We start from the raw sequence: 20,365 nt of genomic DNA, 5'->3' as shown, positions 1-20,365 counted from the left end.
GGGACAGATCGGATTGAAGCTGACAGACTGTCCTGCGAGGCTCTACAGTCCGCGCGAAGAAAGGATAGAATTTGACATCCATCACGCCCAGATTCATGAAGCTGCCCGAAAACTCGCCTCTGAGTCTGCGCGACCAGATCTGCGAGGTTGTGAGTGCGGCCATCACGTCTGAGTCTCTGGCGTCCGACCGGCCGCTGCCGTCATGCCGTGAATTGGCGGAGCAATTGGGCGTGTCAAGGAACACGGTGTTTGCCGCCTATAACCGTCTGGTTGATCTGGAGCTTTTGGTGTCGCGCGATCGTTCGGGCTATTTTGTGGCGCCGCAAATGGCACAACTCAAAAAAGCGCAATCCAAAGACCGGCACGACGCGAAACAACACGTGCCTTGCCCGGTCACCTTTCAGCCGAACAGCCTGATGCCGGTGGTCAACCCTCTGGATTGGAACGCTTATCCCTATCCCTTTATCTACAATCAGATTGACCCGGATCTCTTCCCGGTGGACGGCTGGCGCGAATGCACGCGGCAGGCTTTGGGGCGCAAGCAAATGCCGCTCTGGACCAGCGATTCCGTCGAGAGCGACAGCCCGCAACTGATCCAGCAATTGCGCCAGCGGTTGTTGAACACACGCGGTATCTATGCCGATGACGATGAAATCCTGATCACTCTGGGCTCGCAGAATGCTTTGTACATTCTGGGCACGATTTTTGCCCGCTCCGGCAAACCCATCGCCCTAGAAGACCCCGGATTCTTCGGGGCACGCAATGCCTTTCGACTGGCTGGCAGCAAGTTGATCGGGGTTGGCATCGACGAAGACGGTATCATCCCAAGTGCCATTCCATCCGGATGCCAGCTTGTGTTCACAACCCCCAGCCATCAGTTCCCGACCATGGTCACCATGAGCCAGGCCCGGCGCGAGGAGCTTCTGGACGCCGCGATTGCCAAGGATTTCCTGATCATCGAAGACGACTACGAGGCCGAGATGAACTATGTCGCCAAATCTTCGCCTTCCATGCGGTCGATGGATGAGACGGGCCGCGTCATCTATGTCGGCAGCCTGTCGAAAACCGTGTCACCGGGCATCCGGCTGGGTTTTATCGTCGCACATCGCGATATCATCCGCGAAGCCCGTATCGCGCGTGGCGTGATGATGCGTCACACGCCCACGATCGTGCAGGAAATCGTTGCGCTGTTCTTCCAGCTTGGTCACTATGATTCCCATCTGCGCAATATCGAGCGGCGTTACAACGAGCGTTGGCACACGATGAATGACGCCATCACCAGGCATCTGGGGATGTTGCAACGGACCGATTCTGAAGGAGGGACGTCCTTCTGGCTGACCGGGCCCGAGGGGTTTGACGCCTCCGAACTGGCGGTGCGTCTACGCCAACGTGGGGTTCTGGTCGACCGGGGACAGGATTATTATCTCGGTATGAATAACCGGCGCAGCTTTCGCCTGGGCTTTGCCTATGTGCCAGTGTCCAATCTGGAAGCCGGGGTGAAGATCATCGCGGAAGAGGTCGCCACCGCACTCTGAGCGTATTGCTCAACTGTCCCTTCGAATGTCGCCACCTGTCTCTCGCTGCGGTGCGGGTGAAGCAGTTAACTGTCTGGACCAGTGATTGAACGATAGCGATGTGGGATGGGCCATGGCGATTGAAACAGTTGAGCAGGATCCGATGACACGGGATGCTTCAGTGACCCCGTTCAAGTGCGATGTGCAAAACGACCTACTGCATCAGATACGGTCACGTGTGGCCGAGTTTCCCTGGCATGAAATGCCCGACGATGGCGGCTGGGGCTACGGTGCCAATCTGGACTACATGAAAGAGCTTTGCGCCTATTGGGTCGAAGACTTCGATTGGCGCGCGCAGGAGGCCCGGCTGAACGCCTTTCCGCAGTTTCGCGCGGTTGTCGACGGGATCGACATGCATTTTATCCACGAAAGGGGCAGCGGGCCCAATCCGATGCCGCTGATGATCAGCCATGGTTGGCCAGGCTCGGTCGCCGAATTCCTGCACCTGATCGAACCGCTGGCGCATCCGGAACGCTTTGGCGGTGATGTCTCTGACGCCTTCACCGTTATCGCCCCCTCGCTGCCGGGTTTCGGCTTTTCCGGTCGGCCACCGCGCCCCTATGGCCCGCGCAAGATGGCCGGTGTCCTCGACGCCCTGATGACCGACACGTTGGGCTTTGAAAACTATCTTGCGCAGGGCGGTGACTGGGGCGGGGCCATATGCTCCTGGCTCGGCTTCGAACATACGCCCGCCTGCCGGGCCATCCATATTAATGTCTTGACGATGCGTCATCCGGACGGCCCGCGAACCCCGGAGGAGATCACCTGGGCCAAGCAGTTCGACGCCGATCAGGTGATGCAGAACGGCTACCGCACGCAACAGGCCACGCGCCCGCAAACACTGAGCTATGCCATGATGGACAGCCCCGTCGGCATTGCAGCGTGGCTGGTTGAGAAGTTCCACGACTGGTCCGACGTGCCCATAGGCAAACTCGAACAGGCGCATAGCAAAGACGAGCTTCTCACCAACATAATGATCTACATCGTGACCCGCAGCTTCAACACGGCCTCCTGGATTTACTACGGACGGCGCGAAGAAGGCGGGCGCATCCTGTCCCCGGAGGGGCACCGCGTGGAAGTTCCAACAGGCTGCGCCGTGTTCCCTGCGGAAATGCTTCGCTGGCCGCCCCGATCCTATGTCGAGCGCATCTACAACGTAACCCATTGGAGCGAAATGCCCCGCGGCGGCCATTTCGCTGCAATGGAAGAACCTCAAATGTTGCTCGACGATATACGAGCATTCGCACGCTCGCTGCGCATGTAATCAAACGGAGACCCAGATGACGCTTTCTCATGCCGACTACCGAATGATCGCAGACGGGCTGAGCCCCAATGGTCAGGCCTTTATCGACGGGCAGTTCTGCGATGCCGCAGACGGCGATAGGTTTGAAACGGCCAATCCGGCAACCGGCGAGGCTCTGGCCGTGGTGGCCCATTGCAAAGCCGCAGATGTGGACCGCGCCGTTGCCGCTGCGCGCCGGATCTTTAATGAGGGCACTTGGTCTCGCGCCGCGCCGGAGGACCGCAAAGAGGTGCTGCTGAGAGTTGCCCAACTGGTCCGCGAGCACACCCATGAGCTGGCCGTTCTGGAAAGCCTCGACACCGGCAAGACGATCAACGATTGCATGGACGAGATCGGCGGCGAAGTGCCCAACTTCTTCCAATGGTATGCCGAACTGGCTGATAAAACCTTTGGTAAGATCGCCCCGACCGGGCCGGGTGCCATGGCGCTGATCACCCGCGAACCTGCGGGTGTCGCGGGGGCGGTCCTGCCTTGGAACTTCCCGCTCGTCATGGCCGCCTGGAAAATCGCGCCAGCACTGGCGGTGGGGTGCTCGGCCGTTATCAAACCGGCCGAACAGACGCCGCTCTCCACCATCCGTCTTGCCGAGCTGATGCACGAGGCCGGCGTGCCCGCTGGTGTCATCAACATTGTGCCGGGCTTCGGTGAAACCGCAGGCGCGGCCATAGGTCTGCACACCGACATCGACACTGTGTCCTTTACCGGTTCAACCGAAGTGGGCCGCATGTTCATGCGCTACTCCGGTGACAGCAACCTGAAAGGAGTCGGGTTGGAAATGGGCGGCAAAAGCCCTTTCATCGTTCTGGATGATGCCAAGATCAGCGACGAGTTGATCGAACATGCCGCCATGTCGGCTTTCTGGAATGGCGGGCAGAACTGCTCGGCCAATATGCGCCAGCTGATCGCGGAACCGCTGGTCGAAGAGTTCACGGGGCGGATCATGGAGCGCGTCAAATCCTTCACGCTCGGCGACCCTTTGGACCCGGCCACCGATATCGGTTCCATGATCACCAAGGGTCACAAGGAACTGGTCATGAGCTACATCCAAAGCGGAATCGAGGAGGGCGCCCAGAAGGTGATGGGGGGCGACAGCGAGTTGCCGGGGTACTTCATTGAACCGACAGTCTTCCAGAATGTCACACCCGGGATGAAAATCGCCCGCGAGGAAATCTTCGGCCCGGTTCTGGGCATCATGCCGATGCGCAGCGCCCAAGAGGCCCTGGCCGTGGCCAGTGATACCGACTACGGCCTGCACGCCACAGTGTTCACGCAAGATATAGACCGTGCCCTTCACATGGCCCGCGCGCTGCCTTGTGGAACGGTATCCGTGAACGGTTTCTCGGAAGGTGACATCAAGACACCGTTTGGGGGCTACAAGCAATCCGGCTCCCTCGCGCGTGACAACGGCACTGAAGCTCTGGAGCAGTATATGCAGACAAAGACAATCTGGATTCAATCTGCCGCATCTTGAGCCCGGTAGCAGTCCGAGACCGGAAACCACCGCGATGAAGAAGCGATGGGCATCACGCGTTTTGGCGATCTAAGCTGCGTCAGATGTGGATCACGACATCGCCTGGATCTTGTTCACCGACAACAGCCATTGGCGCAGTCGCCGCGAATGGCAGGTTTGTCCCGCAAACTGTGAATAGGAGCAACTCCGGGCTTTGCGCTTACGGCGAAAGTCCGCTTCGACGGGCCGCGCTGCAGCGACAAAAGCTCTGTGTCAAAGGCGGCAATGGGCCGTGTGCTGGGGCAGGGCATTCTGCTGATCAACCAAATTCAAGTAAGACACACTGCGCCGGTTTTCAGGTTGCGACGAGGCTCACTGGCGTTCGTTTGACGTAGACTTGTAGCGCTTGAACCATCGAAACATTAAATAAGCGCAAAAATCTCAAGATGTTGAATTCATTGAGAAGCGAGTCTCAATAATTCGGTCCCATTATTTACGTACTCCGACAGCAGGGGTAAATTTTTGCAGTTAAGCGCATAATTTACATTATGTTATTTTATTTGAGTGCCAAACACCTCATTGAAGTCACATCGGGGTTACCGTAACGAACCTGCAGTATGTTCCATAAGCAAAAGGCTATTTTTAAGTGATTTTTTCTGCGTACAATCGGTTAAGTTATCGCTTTTCTCCCTCATTCTGTCCCGGATTTCTGCGTTGCTCAAGATCGAAGGTGATAGTGCCCTTGAGGTTGATATGTGCCTATGTGATCGGGGGATGTGGCGCACATGGCTCTTGGGCCGGTTCCAGTCTGCTCGGCTTGTGGCCTGATCGTACTGATAGGCATTCCAGATGATGGCATTTGTGAACAGCGCGAGAACCCCGGAGATTGCGGCCATTTGCTCGCACTTCCGACCACGGCGTAGTGAGACCGGGCCCGCATGGATGGCGCATTGCAGCGTGTGCATGGGTTCAATCTGAGTGAGGAGCCACTGGGTTCCCATCCGGAACGCGGGTCGCCCGAAATAGTCACACAGGAGGACTGATCGTTGGAGTTTTCCAAAGGTTTCACCAGTATTGTGAACCTGCATGTTGATCGACGCGGAACTATGGCGTTCAATCGCCCGTCTCGACAAGGTTTGAGAGATAATCGGTTCTAGCAATTCCGGAACTTTGGTGTCCTTGAATACATAGAGTTTCCGATCCGCCAAACGTGCCAGTCGCGGACAGATATCGAAGCCCAAAAACTTGCCTAACCCCATCGAGAAATAGGTTACGCCATGAGTATCGACGGCGACTTTTTCGAGGCTTTCGTCGTCGTGCGTAGTGCACGTTAGGAGGCCGCGCCGGCCTGCCTCTGGTTCAGTACAAGCGGCTGATCGTGAGGCAATGCCCATTGATCAGAAAGGTGGACATAGGTCCCCAGGGCCTGGGTTTTGCGCCGCGGATCGGAGCGTGCGTGCCACATCCAAGCCAATCATATCTGCCGAGGCGATCATTCCACCAACCCAGGCTTTGGAGACGTCAAGCTTTGCAGTGAAGGACCCGAGGGCGTCATTGGCTTCCCTTAGGCGTCCTGATGCTTCAAGTTTCCGCATCATCTGACCAACGCTGTCGGCACTGGCATCCGCCACCATCCGCTCGATATCGGCAGGTGTGGGATCGGATCCGAGGGCCAGGATTGCAGCATAGAGGATGGTCTGCTTGCGGTCGAATGTTGACGGTCGCCCCAGCAGTATTCGCGATATTCCGGTATGCCTGTCAACTTCGATGATAACGTCAACGAACTGGATCTGACCAAGCCGCGCCAGAAGCTGACGACGCCTTGTTTCAATGCCTTCATCAGCTTCAGATTTGGGAGGCTTTGGTAACGATATTCCACCCTTTGCAATGCACAGGCTTTCATCATCAAGGCCGAGGACAACCTGCTCAAGGCCTGCTCTTAGTGCGCCCTCGATGCGCACCACATAGGCTTCAGAAGGCTTCTGAGGCATGAGGTTGTGGCAGAAACGGCTCCGGTGTTTCTCCCAAATATCATTTGGCATCAGATTCTTGTCAAAATCACGATAATCACGACTCAGCGGAATACTGGCCGATCCGTTGCGCAGGCTCCGTTTGATCAACAACACGGTTGCCGCCGTCCAGGAGCGGTGTACCGACGCCCGATCCTTATCGGTCATGAAGCTTTCCCACGCGCGTCCAAAGACATTCCTCTAGGAGCGATCATCCACAAGCCGAGACCGGAAATTTGGTTTTGAGGCTGAGCTTCGGGAAAGTGGCCGCAGTCTTTTTGCACATGAAGTCGGTCACTTTGATCTCGATAGAACAGGAACGGCAATTCGAAAGATGTTTGGCGGCCCGAAGGAAACACATCCCGATGCCCTATTTGCGGCAAACGACTACATGGCGATCGAAGCGATCAGTATTTTGCGGAACGAGTTAAACATCAGCGTTCCTGATGATCTCTCGGTTATCGGGTTCGATGATATCCCGATGGCTTCCATGCCAGAGTTCGCTCTGACTACGCTAAGGCAGCCCGTCAACAACATGGTTGCCAACGCGGTTCGCCAGATTAACGAGCTGGTGAGAGACAAGTCCATCGAAGTTGAGAACATAGCGCTGGCACCAAAGCTCATCGAAAGAAATACCGTTCAATCGCGCGATTGAACCGCGCCGATGCACCTGAACGATGTGCCGTGCCAACCATTTGCAATTCAGCCAGACCAGAGGCCCGTCACGCACTAGCAATCACTCCGGACCAGTCTAATCGGGCCAATCAGCAAGAGCCATACTCTTCGCCCCTACCCCGCCGTGGTGCCCTTGTGCATGTATCCTGCGGTGATCATGTGACAGGGCGTTGGTCTTTGACCGCAGATCGGCGCGCGCATGTCTTGTTGTTCCACCACTGGACAAATCCCTTTGCCCATTAGAACCTGTGAGCAATCGGTAAACAGGGAGACGTTTGGATGAAACTGCTTGCTAGCACAGCTCTGGCTTTAATGATCTCAACAAGCGCAGCGTTCGCAGCGGAGCACGAGGCCTGCGCTGCGGGTAAGACTCTTGTGGAAAGTACGCTGACCATCGCCACCGGCAACCCGGCCTACTACCCTTGGGTGATGAATGACGCGCCCGACAGTGGCGAAGGGTTCGAGGCGGCCGTTGCCTATGCCATCGCCGACAAGATGGGTTTCAGCTCAGACGACGTCACCTGGGTGCGGACGAGCTTTGACGAGGCGATACAGCCTGGCGCAAAGAACTTTGACTTCAACATGCAACAATACTCGATCACGCCCGAGCGGGAGGAGATGGTTGATTTCAGCTTGCCGTATTACACCTCGGCGATGGCGGTGCTGACCACTCAGAACGTGGTTGAAGCAGGGGCCGAAGCGACGCTCGAAAGCCTCAAGGGCCTGAAATGGGGGGCCGTGGCCACCACCACTGCGCTTCCGATACTCAACGATGTGATCCAGCCTGCGAGTGAACCTCTGTTGTACAACGACAATGCCGATGTGAATGCCGCAATCATGGCAGGTCAGATTGATGCGGCTCTGTATGACCTGCCCACTGCCCTCTATTTGTCCGCCGTGGTCGTAGAGGGTGGCGCGTTGCTGGGCCAGTTCCCGCCGGAGCAATCTGAAAGCCCGGATCAGTTCGGCCTTTTGATGGAGAAGGGCAACCCGTTGAAAGAATGTGTCGACACCGCCATTTCGGAGCTGGCCGAAAGCGGGGAACTTGCCGCTATCGAAGCCCAGTGGCTGGCGGAGGCCACGGGTGTTCCGGTGATCGAATAGATGGACGAAACATCGCTGCGGAACAGTGTGGCCGGGCGCTCAGGTGCAGCGCCCACACGTCGCGAGGTTTACGAGGCCGGGGTACGGCGACGTTCGAACCTGATCGCGCTGATCTCCACGGTCAGCGTGGCTCTGGCCATTGTTGTCCTCGTGCCGCTCGCCCCCGGTTGGGAGGCCGTGCAGCGTGCCTTTTTCAACGGCCGGGTTTTTGCGGCGACGTTTCCCGGGTTGCTGAACGCCTTTCTTCTGAACGTAATGATCTTTGCCTGGTCGGCCCCGCTTATCGCGGTGGCTGGACTTGCCGTTGCGCTTTGCCGGGACACCCGCGCGCCGGCGCTTTTTCCACTCCGGCTCTTCGGGATCGCCTACACCGACATATTCCGTGGCTTGCCCGTGGTTCTTGTCATCTACATCATAGGCTTTGGTGTACCCGGGCTAGGCCTGCCGAGACCGTGGAACAGCCCCTACATATGGGGCACATTGGCGCTGGTCCTTGTCTACTCGGCGTATGTGGCCGAGGTGATCCGCTCGGGCATCGACTCGATCCACCAGTCGCAACGATCTGCGGCCGCCTCACTCGGTCTCAGTGATCGGGACACTATGCGCTTTGTGGTGCTGCCGCAGGCCATTCGCAACGTGGTTCCTGCCAATATGAATCTGTTCATCGCCCTGCAAAAGGATGTAGCATTGTTGTCCTTCATCGGGCCGGTTGAAATCTTCCGACAAGCTGGCGTCTACAAGTCGCTTTATGCGAATTTCACGCCCTATGTCGGCGCGGCGCTCATCTTTCTTGCGCTGACAATTCCCGCCACACGATATGCGGATTACCTGATGAACAAACAGAACCGGGCGCGTACATGACAGTGAAGTTGTCCTTGCGCGGCGTGCGCAAGCGGTTCGGCGATCATGAGGTCTGCAAGGGCATCGATCTTGATGTGGCCGATGGAGAGATGGTTTGTTTGATTGGGGCGTCAGGCTCGGGCAAGTCCACGCTCTTACGCTGCATGAATCTGCTGGAGCCCATTGATGATGGAACCATCTTGCTGGATGGCACGGATATCTCCGAGCCGGGACTGGACCCCCAGCCAGTGCGCCAACTGATCGGCATGGTGTTCCAAAGCTACAATCTCTTTCCGCACATGACGGCTGCGGAAAACGTAATGCTCGCCCCGCGCCGTGTACACGGGCTGAGCCGGGAAGACCTCCGTCCTCGAATAGAACAGCTTTTCTCCCGTTTTGGGCTGGGCGACCGGATGGAGCACTACCCGGACCAGCTTTCCGGCGGCCAGCAGCAGCGCGTAGCGATTATTCGAGCGCTGGCGATGGAGCCTCAGATCATGCTCTTCGACGAGATCACAAGCGCGCTGGATCCAGAGTTGGTTGGCGAGGTTCTCGACGTGCTGCGCGATCTGCGCCAGCAGGGTATGACGATGGTGCTTGCCACCCACGAGATGGGTTTTGCGCGAGAGTTGGCGGATAAAGTCTGTTTTCTCGATGCGGGTCGCATCTTGGAACAAGGTCCGCCCGAAACGCTTTTCGCCACACCACAAGAGGCGCGCACCAAAGCCTTCCTTGCGCGCGTGTTATGACCCGGCTGAAAACGAAGCTCTTCTTCTTTGTGAACCAAAGGAAGCGCAGTTGCTTGGGGTGAAGGTTGGATAGGTTACTATTCGGCTGGTCGCACTGCCCGCTGATAGAGATGCCATGTGGCGTGACCAAGGATTGGCAGAGTGAAAATCAGGCCCAAAAATGCTGGAACCAGCGACAACAGCATGGTGACGGTGATTATCGCCGCAAAGGTTAGCATGACAAAGGGATTCTCCTGAACGACGCGAATGGACGTCAAGACTGCAGAAATGAAGTCGATTTCCCGGTCGAGCAGCATGGGCATGGCTACAACCGTCACCGAGAACAGCACAGCAGACAGAAATGCACCGACACAGGTGCCGATCACAAGGAAAGTCCAGCCCTCCGGTGTGAAAAACACGGTGTTCAAAAACCCGTCTAAATCCGAGAAGGATGAGTCCTGCAGGATGATCACCAGCAAGGTCCTGAACTGGTAAAACCACACCCAGAGAATGAACAGGGTAACAAAAGCCATCCAGCCCATTTCACGCTTGCGTTGATTGGCAATGACCGTGACGATTTCAGACCAGCCAAAGCTCTCTCCCTTCTGCAGCCTGCGGGATATCTCATAAAGCCCAGCGGCGGCAAAAGGCGCGACCAGCGGAAAGCCTATAGCGGCGGGAATGACCATCCAGACCTTGCCGAGCCAGACCAGGCACCAGACAAACAGGATTCCGAACACCGCATAGAACAGGCCAAAAAAGGCGCTCATGACGGGGCGCGCCAGAAAGTCGGAAAACCCGGCCTTCAGTGATTCAGTGATATCATCCACCGTAACCTTGTTAACGACGGGGCTGCCCGGCTGCCGCGGCGTCAGGTTGTCCGGTGGTGTGGAACCTGCGGTCTTGGATGTCATGGCGCTCTCCTCCCAAAACACATCCCTACGCTGGTGCTGTTTGGTGGCCGACCCTGCGGTAAAACAGAAGTTGCTCCTCCGGACACAAGTTTGCAGCAGGTGAAGCTCGGTGTAAAGCGTCCGGACCGCTCAGCACGCTTTGACTGGGCGGAAATCAGTTCGGTGGACAAGGCGGGTTACCGATCGACTGTTTGGGACCGCTGAATACCGGCCGGACTACCGGGCGGAGCAGAGCCGCGCTGTGCCGCACCAGAAAGATCGCCCAGGCAATACACCAGATAACGGGCGCAGCGCCTTGCCCAATCGTATCGACCGGGGCGAATACACGCAAAGCAGCAGCCATCCATAACAGAACGAAGCCAATCTGGTCGATCCAGGCCGGTCGCAATCGATCCGCACGATGCGCCACAGCGCGCGAAGCCACGGCATAGATCGAACACGCCATTGCCCCTGCGGTCAATGCATGCAGAGCGGCGCTGTCTGGCAGCGTCCAAACATGTCCCTTGCTGAGCGCGACCAGCAAAAGCCCCGAGGGCAGCCAAAGGTAGGCCAGGCTCAGCATGCTGAGCAAAGCATCCTTGAAGGTGTCTGCCGTCAGCCAAAGCAACAATCGAACCGTCTCGGCGGCGGCGGCAACCAGCAGGCATGCAATGATCCATTCGAATGCTGTCCCAAATGCTTCCAGCAAGATCGCGATCAGGATCGCTATGCCCGAGGCGTAACCGAAAGGTTGCGCCAACCTGAGGCGCTTCTCGTAAGGAGAAAAGTCGCCCAGCCTGTTCCGAGCGAAAGCAGGAATCATACGACCACCCACCACCGACAGCAGGGCGGCAAACGCCAGGACCGGGATAGAGGGTATAAAGCCGATCCAAAGCATTGAGATCTGAACACCGGTCATCATCAGCGCGAAAAGCGCAAATCCAAACCCTTTCGTAGAGGGGCACCGTAAGACGGCACGCGTAAGGGTCAGCGTCACAAACCCCATGAAGGTTGCAAGCCCAGCTGCGACCAGGGTGGGATTGGTTCCGAATGCACCCATTGCGGTCATCCGGGCCAGCACCCAAAGCCCCAAAAGGAGGGCGACACCACCACCCGACATACGGAACCCGTTGGACCAGCTTGGCATCGCGGTCAGCGCATAGCCCGCAAACATGGCTGCGGCGAACCCAAACACCATCTCGTGCGCGTGCCAGGCCCATCTATCGCCGAACGGTGAACGCGTCAGGTCAATGCCCGTATCCCAGCCGACCAAACCAACCCCGACAATTGCCCAGATCGCGCCGGCCAGAAACATGGGCCGATGGGGTGCGCCCATTGGATAGCCCCAACGCGTGACTAGGCCGGGTTGGCATTGGCGATGCGGCGGTATCCGGCCTCACCGTGAAAGAAGCCGTTGCTGAACGGAGTCCCATCGCAAATCTGACGTAGCGCGGCTTCCGCCTCTGGCAGATCCAAGCTGCCCTCCAATGCCTGGAGATAGGTCCGAGCGACGGCCACCATATCCACCGCCTGTGGCATCAGACGCATGTGGGTAATGCCACATCCAGCCAGCCTCGCTACTTCCGGCAGGAGGTTGATGTAACTCTCCGACTGGGTCTGGATGCCATTCACCCGCAGAATTGGCTGATCCTTGCTGGTGGTCAGCGGCATCCCGTCGGAATCTTCCTCACAGACGAATTGGCAGTTGTCCTTGGTTCGGCCATGTGCGCGCGCATGGTAGCAGCGCGCCGAAACGGCCAGCGAGGCGCGACCAAAAACCTGCACCTCAATGCCCAATCCCAAGTCACGGCCTGCCCGCGTCGCAACGGCAATGGCCGGGGCGGGCAACTCGGTCGGCAAAACAACATGCGTCGCCCCCTGATCAGCCATCCATTTGATCGTGGCCTCGTTATAGGCATTCATGAAGGGGCCGACGCGATGGGGGCGTTTGCCACGCGCATAGAGCCCCGCCGCATTGTTGATTTCGACCTCAGGCGTATCCATCGCGGCCAAATCCTCGGTTGCCTTACGCTCGCGCTTCAACATCACTTCGGCAAGCGAAGACAGGATCACCCGCTTACCCGCGCGCTCCAACCGCTCCATGATCTTTGGCAGTTCTGCCTCCTGGAATGGCGCGCGCTTGGAGCAGATCACCTCACCCAGATACACCTCGTCGACGGGTGCCTCATCCGCGATGCGGGCGTAGAAATCGTGCCGACGCTCGGCGGACCAATGATAGGCTATCGGACCCAATGTCAGTTTTGTCATCTTCGTTATCGCCACTTCTTTGTTTCAAAGGCGCCCTGTGTCTGCTTTTGCCCCTCAGTCAAAGCGACGAGGTCGGAGATGTTCGCCTCTCGTCCCGCGCGAATATCATCCACCGCCGCGCGAAAGGCCTTCACAACATTGCGCACATAACTCTTGGATCGTTGCCGTCCTTCAATCTTGAAGGCATGAACACCCGCGTCGATCAGCTCGGGCAACAGGCGTGAGAGGTTGAGGCTGATGGGTTCCTCAAAGGCATAGTATCCCTCGGGCCGGTGCGGCGCGGAATAGCGGCCCTTACAGATCGTGGGATAGCCTGCCTTTTCGTCCGGGCTGAAACAGTCGATGGTAAATCCGGCAAGTTGCGAGGACATCGACCCGTCTTCGTGACGGACATATTCGACGTCCGAGGCCGGGGAACAGACGCCATCCATATTGGTCGATTGCCCGGTCAGATAGTTGGTCAGGCTGCATCGACCCTCAACCATCAGCCCGTGATTGCCAAAGATAAAGGTCTCGATCTCGCAGGGGATTTCCTTGCGGATTTGACGGATCTCGGGGATCGTCAGAATGCGCGGCAGGACAACGCGTTTCACTCCGAAATTCTCGCAATAATAGCGGATGGCCTCGGGGCTGGAGGCTGCGGCCTGCACTGACAGATGTAACCGACTGCCAGGATGGGTGCGGGCGATGTAGTCGGCGACGCCCATGTCGGCAACGATGAACGCATCGACGCCAAACCGCGCACCGGTATCGGCCGCCTGTCGCCAGAGGTCAACCTTGCCCGCCGGCGGATAGGTGTTGAGAGCCAGCAGAACCTTGGTCCCCTTGGCATGCGCATAGGCGACAGACTCAGCCAGTTCTTCCGGTGTGAAGTTCAGGCCCGGAAAGTTGCGGGCATTGGTGGCGTCCTGGAAGCCGCAATAGACGGCGTCGGCGCCTGCATCAACGGCGGTGCGCAAGGCGGCGGGCGTACCGGCGGGGCAAATCAGTTCGGCAAGGCTCATGGTCGGCCTGTATCCTTTCAGGTTGCGGGGTATGAGCGGCGCAAGCGCGCCAGGATCGCGCGGCCCGGTGCGCCGAACATGTCGGCGACGTCTTCTGCGATGGAGCCGTCGACATCATCGAGCGCGTTTCTCAGCCTCACCACAGCTTCGGTATCACCGGTGACCTCGAGATCGCGCGAGAAAAAGGCGGCATCGCCGTCCTCCTCTGAATCGATCAATTCCAGCAGCAGCATGAAACGGCCCCGGATCGATGCCCCGGCAACGGGTGCCAAATCGCGCGGTACGGCGCGAAAGATCAGCGCTTGTGGATCAGGGCGCAGATGCAAGGCGAAGGGCAGCTCAACAGGATCGATGATGTAATCCGTTGTCTGATGTGGTCCGAGCCTTGCAAAGAGAGACGGGTGGCGCTCTGCGACCCGCCGCGCCACACGCGGCAGAATCGGCTGAACGATGGCCGCCGATAACCGCGCCACCGGGCGCTGCCCGGGCAAGCGCGGGCGATGCGCGGAATCGGTGTTGGCTGTCATTTCTCAGATCCCTTTACTGTGGAAAGGTCGGTTCGGCCCGGGTCAGTCAGCAGCGCGTGCAGGTCCCGTTCGTATCCAATCGGCCAGTTTGCCACGACGGGATCAATACCTGCCATATCGACACCCTCTACTTCGCTGCACAGCGCGGCAGGTACACTTCCGTCTCTCATACGCGTGACTCGATGCGCGGAAACAGCACCTCGTTTTCGAGGTACATATGCTCGTCGAGATCCTCAACCAGCTTACCGAGCCCGGCGTAGAGGCGTTGCCAGCTTTGGCAGGCATAGTGCGGAAGCCTGAATCCGTGGGTGATCGCCGCGATGCGGTTCAGTGCAGCTTCGTGACCATCATGAGCTTCGCGTAGACCCGGGACGGCCCTGGCGGCGCACGCCAGGAATCCGGATTGCAGCGCAGTGAAGACAGTTTCCTCTTCATCGCGCATGTGAACCTCGAGCTCCGCCAACATCGCCTCAAGCGCATCGGTCAACCCGTGCGGGGTGTTCGGATCCGTTGCGTGGGCCGTCTCGACTTTACGGGCCAAGGCAACAAGGCCCGGCAACTCGCGCCGGTGCGTGTCATGGTACCTGGTCCAGATGTGATCGATCAGCGCGACAGTCGGGGTCTGGGGTGTCGGATCGTGCATTCACGCCTCCTTTGCACGCGATGCAGTGGACACGGTCCCTGCACGGCACCAAGCCAGAACCGCGTTTTCTTCGGGGACCAGCGTCGTTGCCATGCCACCCGCGAAACGTTCGAAGGCCGCGCGGTGCGCAACGGGTACACCGATCAAAACTGGCACGTCGCGCGAGAGAGCCTCGACGACAAGAGAACGAAAACCACGTCCCTCTGCCTCGCTGAGGCCGAATTTGTTCAACACGACCAGATCGATCCCGCCCGCGGTCAGCCGCGCAGTTGCGGTCGCGACAGCTTCTTCCAGCGCCTCTGCATCCATCCGGCATGCCATTGAACCAGGACCGAGGTCTTGCGTGATCCGGGCAATCGGTCCATCAGGCAAGAGCCACAGATCGCTGTTGCAATGGGAAGTCCCAGTGTGCGCCTTCTGCGCTCGCAGCGCCCCGCCAACCCGAATCCTACCAGCCTGCAAACGCGCGACTACGGTTGCCAGCAATTGATCTGTGCAGCCTCGGCCTTTCGCGGAAACACTTGCCAGTCTCATCATCGGTTCTGCCACTGCTCGACCCGCTCCAACAGCGACATGGGGCCTGCACGAGTCGCCCCGTGAAACCGGATAAGAATCGTAAGGTCAGAAGTACCGGTTTCATCCGGCAGAAGAGTCACGGCATCATGTCTCACGGTCGATCCTTTTCGTTGCGACGGGCATGGGTGAGATCGAATTGGTATTTGATTTGCCGAATACGCCCGGTTAATACGCATTGCAAATACCAAAACAGGATCGCGACCTTGCGCCTCACTTCTTTCACCGACTACGGGCTGCGCGTTTTGATGCGCTTGGCAGGGTCACCGGACAGCGCCATCTCGACTGCCCAACTCGCGGTCGAGTTCAAAGTGTCGCGCAACCACCTCGCCAAGGTGATCTCGGCGCTGGCCGGGGCGGGTTATCTGGAAACCCGGCGCGGCGGCGGCGGCGGGGCCAAGCTGGCCCGTCCGCCAGAAGAGATACGGATTGGCGATGTGGTGGCCTTTCTTGAAACCGGCCAAGTGCTGGTAGAGTGCTTTTCCCCGGGCGGTGCTGCCTGTACCCTGACACCGCACTGTCGCTTGAAGGCGCGACTGGCCCAGGCCGAGGCCTCTTTCATCGCGGACCTCAACAAGAGCACTTTGGCCGATTGCGTCTATCGCCCCAGAGGTTTCTGAATTCCCGGATGCCGGACGTGCATTGATCATCTTCACAGCTGTCGGAATGCCTAGACGACGAGAGCGAACTGCCGGGCCTCGTGCCAAGCAGATTTCAATGGCTTAAGGGTTTTGGGATTTGCCCCGCCGTACCAACCGTATGAGCCTGCGTCCAAACCCGCATTTCTAGCCAATCAAACACTTCGTTTGTAGCGAAGCAGAAAAGGTGTGCTTCTCAGGCGCCTGCCGTGGACGCCTATGCGGTCATTTCCGCATAGACTGCCCGTTGTGGAACAGGTGGACTTTTTCCGGTGCGGCCATCACCGACACGCTTTTCCCCCGCAGGTCCCGCTGAATGCCTGGAAGCTTTGCAATGACAGATTCCGCGCCCTCGGTATCTGCAAAGTAGAGCAGCGTGACTTCTCCCAATGCTTCCGTGAAGTCCACATCGCCGCTGAAAACAGCCTCGCCGTCTGTCAGAATGAAGTCTTCCGGGCGGATGCCAATGTTGACCTGTTTCCCCTGATCCGCTGCGTCCGTTGGAATCGCAGACACGGCCACACCGCCTGAGTCCAGCGCCACCGTTGTCGTCTGCCCCGTTTCCGTGATGGTTCCGGGCAAAAGGTTCATGGAAGGCGACCCAATGAACTGCGCCACGAACTCGTTGTCCGGCGTTTCGTAGAGCTCCAGCGGCGTGCCGACCTGCGCGACGCCTTTATTGGCCAGAACAACGATCCGGCTGGCCAGCGTCATGGCCTCGACCTGATCGTGGGTGACATAGATCATCGTGCTGTCGGGCATCGCCTCTTTCAGCCGCGCAATCTCGATCCGGGTGGCAACGCGCAATGCGGCATCGAGGTTCGACAGAGGTTCGTCAAACAGATACACTTTGGGGTCGCGCACAATGGCCCGCCCGATGGCTACACGTTGACGCTGACCACCGGACAAGGCCTTGGGCAAGCGGTCCAGGAACGGCTCCAGCTGCAGGATACGTGCCGCGCGGTCGACCGCCGCATCGATCTCGTCACCCGGCATCTTGGCGATCTTGAGTGCAAAGGACATGTTCTCGCGCACAGTCATATGCGGGTAAAGCGCGTAGCTTTGAAACACCATTGCAATGCCGCGCTGCGCGGGCGGCACGTCGTTCATGACCTGCCCCTCGATCTCCAGCGTGCCGCCGGTGATTTTTTCCAAACCTGCAATCATACGCAGCAACGTGGATTTGCCGCAGCCCGAGGGCCCGACAAACACGATCAGTTCACCCTGCTCGATATCCAGATCAATGTGTTTCAAAACGTCGACAGGGCCATAGGACTTGGCGACATCCGTGAGGTTGAGTTCCGACATGTCTTACCCCTTATCCTTGGCCATGATGCAGAATTGCGAGGCCTCCAGTGTCAGTTTTTCTGAGCCTTCCACCGCGCCCAATTCCTGCCCGATGAACCGCCAGTTGCCCGACGGCAGAGTGATCTCGGCCGTTTCCGACCCCAGGTTGAAGGCGCAAAAAATCTGTTCGGATGCGTTCTCTCGCCGGAATGTCAGAACGGGCCCGTCCTGTGCCATGCTTGTTTGGGCACCAGACGCCAAAGCGGGATTTGCGTGGCGCAGGGCAATTGCCCGCCGGTAATGGTGCAGCATGGAGTTCTGGTCGAGTTCCATCCGGTCAACCGCATGCTCGGACTGCGCATCGCTGACGGGCAACCACGGATCACCGGTGCTGAACCCGGATTGTTCGTCTTGGGCAGCCCAGACCATGGGTGTGCGACACCCGTCGCGGCCTTTGAACTCAGGCCAGAATTCGATGCCATATGGGTCCTGCAAGCGTTCGAACGGAACATCTGCCTCATGCAGGCCCAGTTCTTCCCCCTGATACAAACAGGCGGATCCGCGCAGGCACATCATCAGCACCACGAGTTGACGGATGGATGCGTCATCCAGCCCCCAGCGCGAGGCATGGCGTTGTACATCGTGATTGGAGAAAGCCCAACACGGCCAGGCGTCCCCTGCCTTTGCTTCCAGTTGATCGAACACCTGTTTTGCGTATTCGGCTGTCAGCGTCCGTTTTTCAAGAAACTCGAACGCATAGCACATGTGCATCCGTTTATCGCCGGTGGTGTAGTCCCCCATGATCTTGAGCCCGCGCTGCGCATCGCCGATTTCCCCCAGACAGGCACGGCCCTCGTATTCGTCGGTCAGCGCCCTAAGCCGTTCCAGAAACGCAATGTTTTCCGGTTGGCTTTTGGAATAGAGGTGATCCTGATGGTTGTACGGGTTCACCATCGGCGCAATCGAAGCGTTGCGCTGATCCAGCGGCAAAGCCGGGTTGTCACGCAACTGCCGATCGTGGAAGTAGAAGTTGATCGTATCCAACCGGAAGCCATCCACGCCCATGTCCAGCCAGAACCGGGCGACATCCAACAAGGCATCCTGCACTTCGATATTGTGGAAGTTCAGATCGGGCTGAGACGACAGGAAGTTATGAAGGTAGTACTGCTGGCGGCGCGAATCCCACTGCCAGGCCGATCCTCCAAAGATCGACAGCCAATTGTTGGGTGGTGTACCGTCCGGTTTCGGATCGGCCCAGACAAACCAGTCGGATTTTGGGTTATCACGGGTGGCGCGGCTTTCGGTAAACCACGGATGCTGGTCTGACGTGTGTGACAGCACGAGATCGATCATCACTTTCAGCCCCTGCGCGTGGGCCTGACCCAGCAAAACCTGAAAATCCTCGAGCGTTCCGAACATCGGATCAACGGCGCGGTAATCACTGACATCGTAGCCGAAGTCCTTCATCGGCGACTTGAAGAACGGCGAAATCCAGATCGCGTCAACGCCAAGCGACGCGATGTAACCCAGTCGCTGAGCGATACCCCTGAGGTCGCCGATCCCGTCGCCATTGCTGTCCTGAAAGCTGCGCGGATAGACTTGGTAAATCACCCCGCCGCGCCACCAGTCGGAGGCCACTTTGGTTGCTTTGGTGAGTTCTGCTGTGTTCTGCACGTTCATAACACGCCTCTATTTGACTGACCCGGCCAACAGGCCGCGGACAAGATATTTCTGCATTGCAAAGAAGACAGCCAACGGCACAGCGATCGAGACGAACGCCGCCGTGGCCAGGATTTCCCAGTTTCCGCCGCGCGTGCCCAGCAATTCCACGATGCGGTTTGTCATCACCGTCGTCTCGCCCGATGCGTCGATCAGGAAAACCTTGGCGACAAGCAGATCGTTCCACGTCCAGAGGAACTGGAAGATCGCAAACGACGCCAGCGCCGGAAAGCTGAGCGGCAGGATCAGCTTGGTGAAGATCTGGAACTCGGTCGCGCCATCGACCCGCGCATTCTCGATCAGGTCGCGCGGCAACCCGGCCATGTAGTTGCGCAACAGGTAGATGGCCAATGGCATCCCGAACCCGGTATGCGCCATCCAGACGCCCAGATACCCCTTCCCGATCCCAATGTTCAGGTGGAATTTCAGCAGGGGAATCAGCGCCAGTTGCAGCGGCACAACCAACAAACCCACAACAGCAGCAATCAACAGCGCGCGCCCCGGAAAATCCATCCACGCCAGCGCGTAGGCGGCAAATGCAGCCACCAGAATGGGGATGATAGTCGCCGGGATCGTTACGGTGAGCGTGTTGAAGAACGCGCGACCCATACTGTCGGTGCTGTCTTCAGCCAGCAGAACTTTGTGATAGTTATCCAAAGTAAACTCGGGTGGCAAAGATGCCGACACAAAGACCCGTGCGCCCCTGCTGCCGGTGAACTCTTCTTGGTTCTCCATCCGGTAGTTGCCTTCGGCGTCCACGGTGATCGTGCCGCCATTGCGCAGCTCAGCCGTTTGCCCCGGCTCGAACGCATCCACCGCGCGCGAACTCACACCCCATTTGGAAATCTTGGCGGTGGTGCCCGCGTCAAACAGATTGCCTTCGATCACATAGAGCCCGTTCTCCTGAACCTGAGTGTCCGGCGCTGCGCTGCGCAGGGTCAGGTTCTGTTCGGACGGAAACAGCGACTTCCACCAGCCGTTGGTCGCGATCTGATCCGCCGTGCGGAACGACGAAATCAGCAGTCCGAGCGTCGGCACAACCCAAAGGACGACCAAAAAGAGAACCGAAGCGTGAACGACCCATCTAAGAGCCGGTTTTGTTCCTGCAATATCGCTCATGTCTCTGGCCC

18 protein-coding genes and 2 pseudogenes are annotated in these 20,365 nt (G+C 58.3%); 8 read left to right on the top strand and 12 right to left on the bottom strand.

Annotated elements, in window-relative coordinates; genetic code table 11:
• Positions 1-71: 71 nt before the first annotated feature.
• The 3 genes from pdxR (at position 72) to ACR3E0_RS21325 (ending at position 4,348) form a co-directional block, all read left to right on the top strand.
• Positions 72-1,535 carry a MocR-like pyridoxine biosynthesis transcription factor PdxR gene (gene pdxR, locus ACR3E0_RS21335; RefSeq protein WP_480481505.1) on the top strand — a complete coding sequence of 488 codons (1,464 nt, stop codon included), beginning with the start codon at positions 72-74 and terminating at the stop codon, positions 1,533-1,535.
• A gap of 112 nt (positions 1,536-1,647) precedes the next feature.
• Positions 1,648-2,838, top strand: a complete 1,191-nt coding sequence (locus tag ACR3E0_RS21330; protein WP_480481503.1) for an epoxide hydrolase family protein — start codon at positions 1,648-1,650, stop codon at positions 2,836-2,838.
• Between the two features lie 16 nt (positions 2,839-2,854).
• The gene (locus ACR3E0_RS21325) at positions 2,855-4,348 is read left to right on the top strand and encodes an aldehyde dehydrogenase (protein ID WP_480481501.1); all 1,494 of its coding nucleotides are present in this window, start codon (positions 2,855-2,857) and stop codon (positions 4,346-4,348) included.
• Positions 4,349-4,923: 575 nt separating this feature from the next.
• Here ACR3E0_RS21325 and ACR3E0_RS21320 read toward each other — a convergent pair.
• Positions 4,924-6,318, bottom strand: a pseudogene (locus tag ACR3E0_RS21320) (Tn3 family transposase).
• 241 nt (positions 6,319-6,559) lie between these two features.
• On the opposite strand from ACR3E0_RS21320, the pseudogene ACR3E0_RS21315 reads away from it, so the two are divergent.
• From ACR3E0_RS21315 to ACR3E0_RS21300, 4 genes and pseudogenes are all read left to right on the top strand, one after another.
• Positions 6,560-6,991 (top strand): annotated as a pseudogene (locus ACR3E0_RS21315) (substrate-binding domain-containing protein); the annotation flags it as partial.
• A gap of 299 nt (positions 6,992-7,290) precedes the next feature.
• Complete coding sequence (locus ACR3E0_RS21310) at positions 7,291-8,115, top strand: ABC transporter substrate-binding protein (RefSeq protein WP_480481499.1); 825 nt, start codon at positions 7,291-7,293, stop codon at positions 8,113-8,115.
• Positions 8,116-8,976, top strand: a complete 861-nt coding sequence (locus tag ACR3E0_RS21305) for an amino acid ABC transporter permease (RefSeq protein WP_480481497.1) — start codon at positions 8,116-8,118, stop codon at positions 8,974-8,976.
• Positions 8,973-9,704 (top strand): amino acid ABC transporter ATP-binding protein, encoded by a 732-nt coding sequence (locus tag ACR3E0_RS21300; RefSeq protein ID WP_480481495.1) that lies wholly within the window; start codon positions 8,973-8,975, stop codon positions 9,702-9,704. Before ACR3E0_RS21305 ends, ACR3E0_RS21300 begins: the two co-directional genes overlap by 4 nt.
• A gap of 77 nt (positions 9,705-9,781) precedes the next feature.
• Here ACR3E0_RS21300 and ACR3E0_RS21295 read toward each other — a convergent pair whose 3' ends face one another.
• The 8 genes from ACR3E0_RS21295 to ACR3E0_RS21260 form a co-directional block, all read right to left on the bottom strand.
• A complete protein-coding gene (locus ACR3E0_RS21295) occupies positions 9,782-10,597 on the bottom strand; it encodes a DUF2189 domain-containing protein (RefSeq protein ID WP_480481493.1) in 816 nt (271 codons plus the stop codon).
• A 154-nt stretch (positions 10,598-10,751) separates the two neighbouring features.
• Positions 10,752-11,912: an NnrS family protein gene (locus ACR3E0_RS21290; protein WP_480481491.1), complete on the bottom strand. Its 1,161-nt coding sequence runs from the start codon at positions 11,910-11,912 to the stop codon at positions 10,752-10,754.
• A 20-nt stretch (positions 11,913-11,932) separates the two neighbouring features.
• A complete protein-coding gene (ubiV, locus tag ACR3E0_RS21285; protein WP_480481489.1) occupies positions 11,933-12,844 on the bottom strand; it encodes a ubiquinone anaerobic biosynthesis protein UbiV in 912 nt (303 codons plus the stop codon).
• Positions 12,845-12,849: 5 nt separating this feature from the next.
• On the bottom strand, positions 12,850-13,848 hold the full coding sequence (gene ubiU, locus ACR3E0_RS21280; protein WP_480481487.1) for a ubiquinone anaerobic biosynthesis protein UbiU: 999 nt from the start codon (positions 13,846-13,848) through the stop codon (positions 12,850-12,852).
• A gap of 17 nt (positions 13,849-13,865) precedes the next feature.
• On the bottom strand, positions 13,866-14,375 hold the full coding sequence (ubiT, locus tag ACR3E0_RS21275) for a ubiquinone anaerobic biosynthesis accessory factor UbiT (RefSeq protein WP_480481485.1): 510 nt from the start codon (positions 14,373-14,375) through the stop codon (positions 13,866-13,868).
• On the bottom strand, positions 14,372-14,545 hold the full coding sequence (locus ACR3E0_RS21270) for a hypothetical protein (protein WP_480481483.1): 174 nt from the start codon (positions 14,543-14,545) through the stop codon (positions 14,372-14,374). The genes ubiT and ACR3E0_RS21270 overlap by 4 nt, the downstream gene beginning before the upstream one ends.
• The gene (locus ACR3E0_RS21265) at positions 14,542-15,018 is read right to left on the bottom strand and encodes a hemerythrin domain-containing protein (RefSeq protein ID WP_480481481.1); all 477 of its coding nucleotides are present in this window, start codon (positions 15,016-15,018) and stop codon (positions 14,542-14,544) included. The genes ACR3E0_RS21270 and ACR3E0_RS21265 overlap by 4 nt, the downstream gene beginning before the upstream one ends.
• Positions 15,019-15,552, bottom strand: coding sequence for a DUF2478 domain-containing protein (locus tag ACR3E0_RS21260; protein WP_480481479.1), 534 nt, complete (start codon positions 15,550-15,552; stop codon positions 15,019-15,021). It abuts the gene before it with no gap.
• Positions 15,553-15,797: 245 nt separating this feature from the next.
• Here ACR3E0_RS21260 and ACR3E0_RS21255 point away from each other — a divergent pair, with 245 nt between their 5' ends.
• Complete coding sequence (locus ACR3E0_RS21255) at positions 15,798-16,211, top strand: Rrf2 family transcriptional regulator (protein ID WP_480481477.1); 414 nt, start codon at positions 15,798-15,800, stop codon at positions 16,209-16,211.
• Positions 16,212-16,454: 243 nt separating this feature from the next.
• Here ACR3E0_RS21255 and ACR3E0_RS21250 read toward each other — a convergent pair whose 3' ends face one another.
• The 3 genes from ACR3E0_RS21250 to ACR3E0_RS21240 are packed head-to-tail and all read right to left on the bottom strand — an operon-like array spanning position 16,455 to position 20,354.
• Positions 16,455-17,537: an ABC transporter ATP-binding protein gene (locus ACR3E0_RS21250; protein ID WP_480481475.1), complete on the bottom strand. Its 1,083-nt coding sequence runs from the start codon at positions 17,535-17,537 to the stop codon at positions 16,455-16,457.
• Positions 17,538-17,540: 3 nt separating this feature from the next.
• A complete protein-coding gene (locus tag ACR3E0_RS21245; protein WP_480481473.1) occupies positions 17,541-19,196 on the bottom strand; it encodes an alpha-glucosidase in 1,656 nt (551 codons plus the stop codon).
• Between the two features lie 9 nt (positions 19,197-19,205).
• Positions 19,206-20,354: a carbohydrate ABC transporter permease gene (locus ACR3E0_RS21240; protein ID WP_480481471.1), complete on the bottom strand. Its 1,149-nt coding sequence runs from the start codon at positions 20,352-20,354 to the stop codon at positions 19,206-19,208.
• Positions 20,355-20,365 lie beyond the last annotated feature (11 nt).

This window comes from Ruegeria sp. AJ12, from assembly GCF_056536245.1.
Note: the sequence above shows the minus strand (reverse complement) of the source record. Positions and strands in the feature narration are given on the sequence as shown.

Coding starts and splice junctions, on each gene's coding strand:
- ACR3E0_RS21330 (WP_480481503.1), top strand. CDS start 1,648: ATGGCGATTGAAACAGTTGAGCAGGATCCGATGACACGGGATGCTTCA.
- ACR3E0_RS21325 (WP_480481501.1), top strand. CDS start 2,855: ATGACGCTTTCTCATGCCGACTACCGAATGATCGCAGACGGGCTGAGC.
- ACR3E0_RS21310 (WP_480481499.1), top strand. CDS start 7,291: ATGAAACTGCTTGCTAGCACAGCTCTGGCTTTAATGATCTCAACAAGC.
- ACR3E0_RS21305 (WP_480481497.1), top strand. CDS start 8,116: ATGGACGAAACATCGCTGCGGAACAGTGTGGCCGGGCGCTCAGGTGCA.
- ACR3E0_RS21300 (WP_480481495.1), top strand. CDS start 8,973: ATGACAGTGAAGTTGTCCTTGCGCGGCGTGCGCAAGCGGTTCGGCGAT.
- ACR3E0_RS21295 (WP_480481493.1), bottom strand. CDS start 10,597: ATGACATCCAAGACCGCAGGTTCCACACCACCGGACAACCTGACGCCG.
- ACR3E0_RS21290 (WP_480481491.1), bottom strand. CDS start 11,912: ATGGGCGCACCCCATCGGCCCATGTTTCTGGCCGGCGCGATCTGGGCA.
- ubiV (WP_480481489.1), bottom strand. CDS start 12,844: ATGACAAAACTGACATTGGGTCCGATAGCCTATCATTGGTCCGCCGAG.
- ubiU (WP_480481487.1), bottom strand. CDS start 13,848: ATGAGCCTTGCCGAACTGATTTGCCCCGCCGGTACGCCCGCCGCCTTG.
- ubiT (WP_480481485.1), bottom strand. CDS start 14,375: ATGACAGCCAACACCGATTCCGCGCATCGCCCGCGCTTGCCCGGGCAG.
- ACR3E0_RS21270 (WP_480481483.1), bottom strand. CDS start 14,545: ATGAGAGACGGAAGTGTACCTGCCGCGCTGTGCAGCGAAGTAGAGGGT.
- ACR3E0_RS21265 (WP_480481481.1), bottom strand. CDS start 15,018: ATGCACGATCCGACACCCCAGACCCCGACTGTCGCGCTGATCGATCAC.
- ACR3E0_RS21260 (WP_480481479.1), bottom strand. CDS start 15,552: ATGAGACTGGCAAGTGTTTCCGCGAAAGGCCGAGGCTGCACAGATCAA.
- ACR3E0_RS21250 (WP_480481475.1), bottom strand. CDS start 17,537: ATGTCGGAACTCAACCTCACGGATGTCGCCAAGTCCTATGGCCCTGTC.
- ACR3E0_RS21245 (WP_480481473.1), bottom strand. CDS start 19,196: ATGAACGTGCAGAACACAGCAGAACTCACCAAAGCAACCAAAGTGGCC.
- ACR3E0_RS21240 (WP_480481471.1), bottom strand. CDS start 20,354: ATGAGCGATATTGCAGGAACAAAACCGGCTCTTAGATGGGTCGTTCAC.